General features: G+C 59.9%; 5 protein-coding genes. 4 read left to right on the plus strand and 1 reads right to left on the minus strand.

The genetic code is table 11. The features are described from left to right. Positions 1 to 108 precede the first annotated feature (108 nt). From WBP53_RS03220 to WBP53_RS03235, 4 genes are all read left to right on the plus strand, one after another. The gene (locus tag WBP53_RS03220) at positions 109 to 399 is read left to right on the plus strand and encodes a DUF493 family protein (protein WP_423925872.1); all 291 of its coding nucleotides are present in this window, start codon (positions 109 to 111) and stop codon (positions 397 to 399) included. A 269-nt stretch (positions 400 to 668) separates the two neighbouring features. Next, positions 669 to 1,349: a lipoyl(octanoyl) transferase LipB gene (gene lipB, locus WBP53_RS03225; protein ID WP_423925874.1), complete on the plus strand. Its 681-nt coding sequence runs from the start codon at positions 669 to 671 to the stop codon at positions 1,347 to 1,349. Then, a complete protein-coding gene (gene lipA / locus WBP53_RS03230) occupies positions 1,346 to 2,326 on the plus strand; it encodes a lipoyl synthase (RefSeq protein ID WP_423925876.1) in 981 nt (326 codons plus the stop codon). Before lipB ends, lipA begins: the two co-directional genes overlap by 4 nt. 38 nt (positions 2,327 to 2,364) lie before the next feature. After that, complete coding sequence (locus WBP53_RS03235; protein WP_423925878.1) at positions 2,365 to 4,632, plus strand: carboxy terminal-processing peptidase; 2,268 nt, start codon at positions 2,365 to 2,367, stop codon at positions 4,630 to 4,632. Between the two features lie 218 nt (positions 4,633 to 4,850). On the opposite strand, the gene WBP53_RS03240 is transcribed toward WBP53_RS03235, so the two are convergent. Then, positions 4,851 to 6,245: a leucyl aminopeptidase family protein gene (locus WBP53_RS03240; RefSeq protein ID WP_423925880.1), complete on the minus strand. Its 1,395-nt coding sequence runs from the start codon at positions 6,243 to 6,245 to the stop codon at positions 4,851 to 4,853. Between the last annotated feature and the right edge of the window lie 30 nt (positions 6,246 to 6,275).

A 6,275-nucleotide genomic window follows, 5' to 3' on the forward strand; every position in this document is an offset into this window, starting at 1 on the left:
GGCCAATGCCCCCGAGGGCGGTTTCTTCAAGCGCTTGTCCGATGGCGTGCTGCTATGGTTCAACAGCGATGAGGACGATGCAGCTGCGCCGAGCAAGCCGGAATGACGATGCAGAATCTGGATGACATCAAGCCAGACTCACCTGATCAGGGGTTCCAGTTTCCCGGCGATTTCGAGATTACGGCACTTGGTCGGGCGGATGCTGATCTGGAGAGTCGGGTTCCCGAACTCCTGAGCAAGCTTGGCCTCCCGGTCGTAGCTGGAAGCCTGCGAAGCAAGCCTTCAAAGGAAGGCAACTACGTCTCGGTGTCGGTTACCTTCAGCTGCCCGGATCGCGAGGCTTATGACGCTGCGCACGCCGCATTGCGCGAGCAGCCGGAGATTCGCTGGACGCTGTAGACGCCCCCAGAAGCGCACCAGTGGTTCCTTTGCAGGTGGATTTCTTCATCCGCCTTGTCGGACAGCATCTGTTGCCCGCAGCCTGAACACAGTGCTGCGGCGACTCGATCCAGCCTCTCGTTGCAGGGTATCGGCTTCGACAAGTGGCGCGGGGAAAATGGTCGGCGGCTCTCTGAAGCGCACTCCAGGGACCCCCTCTGGGTGCTTTGCGAGCGAATTCGCGCGACCATGATGCTTGTGAATGCCCCGCCAATCCCCATCTCGCCTTGATGAGCCTGCCTCTCGTCGTTCGTCGTCTCGGCCGTCAGCCCTATGAACCGGTGCTTGCGGCGATGCGTGCGTTCGCCGATTCACGGGATGACACGACCGAGGACGAGTTCTGGGTGCTTGAGCACGAGCCAGTATTTACCCTCGGTCAGGCCGGCAAGCCTGAGCACGTGCTTGCGCCTGGTGACATCCCGGTAATCAGGGTCGAGCGCGGTGGCCAGGTGACGTACCACGGCCCCGGCCAGATCGTCGGCTATCCCCTGATCAACTTGCGCAGACTCGGTATTGGTGTCCGTGAACTGGTGGATCGGATCGAGCAGGCCATCATCGATACCCTCGAGCACTGGAATATTGTTGCCATGCGCCGTTCGGGCGCACCTGGGGTGTATGTGGCAGATGCCAAAATTGGCGCTCTCGGCCTGCGCATTCGGCGAGGCAGTTCGTTCCACGGCCTGGCCTTGAACGTAGCGATGGATCTTGAGCCGTTCCGGCGTATCAATCCCTGTGGTTTTCAAGGCTTGCAGGTGACCCAGGTGCTAGACTTGGGCGGTCCGGGATCGCTTGCTGCGGTCGAGGACAAGCTCCTCGATGAACTGTGTCGACAGTTCGGATTCACGCCGCGCCCCGCTGTCGCGGAACTTCCTCCTGCTGCCGCCAGTGTCGCGGCCACCCATGCCGCATGAATGAACCCATCAAGAGCATCCCGCTGACTGTTGTAGGTGAAAAACAGCAAGGGAGCGACAAGATTTCGCGAAACCGTGCCGGATTCGCCGATGCGCCTGTATTGCGCAAGCCGGCCTGGATTCGCGTGCGTATCCCCCCCGGCAACGCCGTTTCGCAATTGAAGGCCAAGCTGCGCGAGAACAGGCTGGTTACTGTCTGCGAAGAAGCTTCGTGCCCGAACATCCACGAGTGCTTCAGCAAGGGCACGGCCACATTCATGATCCTCGGGGAAGTCTGCACGCGACGCTGCTCGTTTTGCGATGTCGCTCACGGACGTCCCAAGGCTCCTGATCCGCTGGAGCCGGCAAAGCTGGCCGGAACCATCCGTGACATGCGTCTGCGCTATGTGGTGATCACCTCAGTGGATCGGGACGACCTGCGCGATGGTGGTGCGGGTCACTTCGCCGATTGCATTCGTGCCGTACGTTTCGAGAATCCCGATATCCGCATCGAGATCCTGACCCCGGATTTTCGTGGCAAAGGCCGCATGGACCGGGCACTGGAACTGCTGGCGAGCTACCCGCCCGATGTGTTTAACCACAATATCGAAACCGTGCCTGATTTGTACCGTGAAGTGCGCCCAGGGGCCGACTACGCCTGGTCCTTGCAGTTGTTGAAACGGTTCAAGGAGCAGCACCCGAATATTCCCACCAAGTCGGGGATCATGCTCGGTCTTGGGGAAACCCTGGAGCAGGTTCAGCGTACGTTGAACGATTTGCGCCAACATGATGTCGATATGGTGACGATTGGCCAGTACCTGCAGCCCACGGCGCATCACCACCCGGTCTTGCGCTACTGGACCCCGGAAGAGTTCAAGGCTCTCGAGGACTTCGGCATGGCCCTGGGTTTCGATCATGTCGCATCGGGACCGATGGTTCGTTCGTCCTATCATGCAGACGAGATGGCCCATGCGGCCGGCTTCGTCGAAGTTGCCTGAGCCTTGATTACGCGTCACCGAATTTGATGGAGAGCTTCATGCGTCGCATTACCCTGACATTTGCCCTTCTGGCTGCCTGCGGAATCGCCGCGGCAAAGCCGGCTGCCGAGACCACGCCCGTGGTGCTCAAACCCACGTCTGAACAGGCTGAAGCAGCAATCTGGGCCATGCGGTTTCTCTCGCGCTTCCACTACAAGCCGGTGCCGCTGGATGATTCCATGTCGGAACTGATATTCGACAGCTATCTCGATAGCCTCGACGGAGAACATCTCTTCTTCACCCAGGCAGATATCGATCAGTTTGCTGTCACCCGCGACAAGCTCGATGACGCGGTGTTCGAGCGCGATTTGACCGCGCCGTTCGTCATCTTCAACCAGTACCAGCAGAGAGTTGCGGAACGACTGGTGTTTTCGCGCGAGATCCTGGCCCAGCCATTCGATTTCAGCACCGACGAAGTCTACGAGTACGATCGCGAAGATGCGCCTTGGGCAAAAGACTCCGCGGAACTGGACGAAATCTGGCGCAAGCGCGTCAAGAACGACTATCTGCGCCTGAAGCTCGCCAAGAAGGAGCCCAAGGACATTACGGAGACGCTGGACAAGCGCTATTCGAATTATCTTGATCGGATCCAGCAACTCAACAACGAAGATGTCTTCCAGACCTTCATGAATGCCTATGCGACCTCGATCGAGCCGCATACGAATTATCTGAGTCCGCGAGCATCGGAGAATTTTGATATCGCCATGAAGCTTTCGCTTGAAGGCATTGGCGCTGTTCTGCAGCGACTGGATGAATACACCGCCATCCGCGAAGTCATACCGGGCGGGCCTGCGGCTATCTCGGGCAAGCTGAACCCCGGGGACCGCATCGTCGGTGTAGGCCAGGGTGAGTCCGGCCAGATTGTGGATGTCATCGGTTGGCGGCTTGATGACGTGGTCGACAAGATTCGTGGCGCAAAGGGCACGGTCGTGCGTCTCGAGATACTGCCTGACGCCGCTGGGCCTGATGGCAAGCACGAGCTGCTTACATTGACGCGCAACAAGGTCAGTGTGGAAGAGCAGGCTGCCAAGCAATCGATCATCGAAGTCGAGCAGGGCGAAACGACACGCCGCATCGGCGTCATCACCTTGCCGACGTTCTACCAGGATTTCGAAGCGCGCCGGCGCGGCGACTCCAACTACCGGAGTGCCACCCGTGACGTCGAGCGTCTGCTCGGAGAATTGCGCGAAGAGAATGTTGCGGGTGTCGTGGTCGACTTGCGCAATAACGGAGGTGGATCCCTGGATGAGGCCACCGATCTGACCGGACTGTTCATTGACAAGGGGCCGGTAGTCCAGATTCGTGATGCCAGCGGTCGCGTCGAGGAAAAGAGCGACCGTCGCGCAGGCGCGGCATGGACTGGCCCATTGGCCGTGCTCGTCAATCGCGGTTCGGCATCAGCATCGGAGATCTTTGCTGCAGCGATCCAGGATTATGGTCGTGGTGTCATTATTGGCGAGCCGACTTTTGGCAAGGGCACGGTGCAAAACCTGCTCAACATGGATGATATGGCTCGCAACGAGAAGCCGACATTCGGCGATCTCAAGATGACCGTGCAGCAATTCTTTCGTATCAATGGCGGGTCGACCCAGCTTCGCGGCGTCGTGCCCGAGATCAGCTTCCCGATGAGTGCAGCCAGCGACGAATACGGCGAATCCAGCTATGACAATGCGCTGCCCTGGACTTCGATTGGAAAGGCTGACTACCAGCGCATCGCCGACCTGAGCCCGATGATTCCCATGCTGGTCGCAAAGCATGAGGCACGCACTGCAGAGAATGCGGAGTGGAAAAGTTTCGAGGAAGAAATTGCCGATGCGCGCAAGATCCGCGCAGAAAAGACCATTTCGCTCAACGAGCAGGTGCGCATCAAGGAGCGTGAAGAGCAGGAGGCCAAGCGCAAGGCGCGTGAAGCATTGGCGAGTGGCGCATTCCCGAGCCAGGACCCGGCTGCCAAGGTACGTGAAGACATCATCAACGATGCGCAGAATCCCAATCCCGCGATTGCCGGCACCCCGGACGAGGATGCGGAATTAGTCGTAGTAGAGGGTGCGAGTTCCAACGCGCCGATGATCGACGATGGCCTTCAGGCTGACGAACGCAGCATCGCGCAGGATCTTGAGCGTGAAGAGAAGCGCAAGGCGCGCCCGGACATCGTGCTCAACGAGGCCGCCGAGATTCTCGCTGACGAGATCGACCTGATTCGAGGCAATGTCAAGCTGGCCGCCTTGTTCCTGCCGCATGAGGCGAATGCGACCAGCGTCGACTGATCGGCAAATTCAATTACCAGGGAATGCAGGAAGCAGCCTGCGAAGAAGGTGCGTGTCTTGCTTGTTCTTGCAGGGGCGGGTCTTAGACCCGTCTGCTTATTGGCATGCTAGTCAGGCTCCGGATTTGAGCGGGTGGGTCTGAGATCCACCCCTGCGATCAAGCCGATGCATCGCGCGGATTTGGATGACGGACCTTGCGTCGCCGCTCCGCTGTTGCCCTATGAATATCTCTTTTCGAGAAATTCGAAATACGCGCGCAGGCCTTGTGCTTCGCCACCGCGCGGGCGGCCCGGGCGATCGGTGTCATTCCACGAATAGACGTCGAGGTGGCACCAGGCGACCGATTCCGGGACAAAGCGTTCGAGAAACAGGGCCGCACTGATCGCGCCGGCATGCCGGGACGGACCGGAGTTCGCGAGATCCGCCATGTACGAATCCAGCATCGTCAGGTAAGGCCGCCAGAGCGGCATGCGCCAGAGCGGATCCTGGTTGCTTGTCCCCGCAGCCAGCAGAGCGTTGGCGACATCGTCGCGATTACAGAATAGCGCAGGCAGGTCTGCACCCAACGCGACACGTGCTGCACCGGTCAGTGTGGCGAAATCCAGGATCAGATCAGGCTTGAGTTCGCTGGCGTAGGCCAGGGCGTCGCACAACACGAGGCGACCTTCGGCATCGGTATTGTCGATCTCGACGCTCAGGTTGCCGCGGGTCTGGATCACCTCGCCGGGCCTGAACGCGTTGCCAGCCACTGCATTTTCCACGGCGGGAACCAGCAGGGTCAGGCGGACTGGAAGCTTTGCCTGCAGGATCAGGCTTGCCAGGGCGATTGCGTGTGCGGCACCCCCCATGTCCTTCTTCATCCAGCGCATGCCATCGGCCGTTTTCAGGTCGAGACCGCCGGTATCGAAGCAGACGCCTTTGCCTACCAGTACTACGTGAGGCGCATCTGCAGGTCCGTGCGTCAACATGGCCAGACGCGGTTGCCGATCATCGGCTGCTGCGCGCCCTACAGCATGGATGGTCGGGAAATTGTCAGTCAGCAGATCTTCGCCAACCCACTCGCGATACTCGGCGCCGTGATTGCCGGCAAGGTCGTGGATGGCCTGGGAAAGCTGAGCAGGCCCCATGTCCTGGGTTGGGGTGTTGATCAGGTCACGGGTCAGAACGGCGGCGCTGACAAACGGCGAGATCCGCGACTGCACTTCTTCCTCGACAAGCAGGCGGGCAGGTGTGCGCAGCGCCTTGCGGTAGCGCGTGAAGCGATAAGCGCCGAGCGCCCAGCCCAGAGCAGCCTGGCCAGGATCCAGTGCGAGACCGCGCGAATCGAGGATGTAGTCCCCAGCGGGCAGTCGCTGAGGCAGCGAGGAAAGCGCGTAGATGCCGTCGCGCTCGTTGCAGCCTGCGAGCATGATGCAGCCGTCATCATCCGGATCCGGGACAGCCAGGTATCGACCGTTCTGGCCCTTGAAATCATTGCTTGCGCAACTGCGCGCAGCCTGTTCCCCCAACTGCTCAGCCAGGCTGGCGAATGTCTTTTCGTCGGTAGCAATCAATGGTGTGGGCGTCTGACCGGCTTTGCGGCTGGCCCAGGCATTGTTCGTCGGCGTTGTCATGATGGTTGGATCCGTTTCGTGCTCTGGTGC

It is taken from the genome of Dokdonella sp. (assembly GCF_049593775.1).
Taxonomy (GTDB): Bacteria; Pseudomonadota; Gammaproteobacteria; order Xanthomonadales; family Rhodanobacteraceae; genus Dokdonella.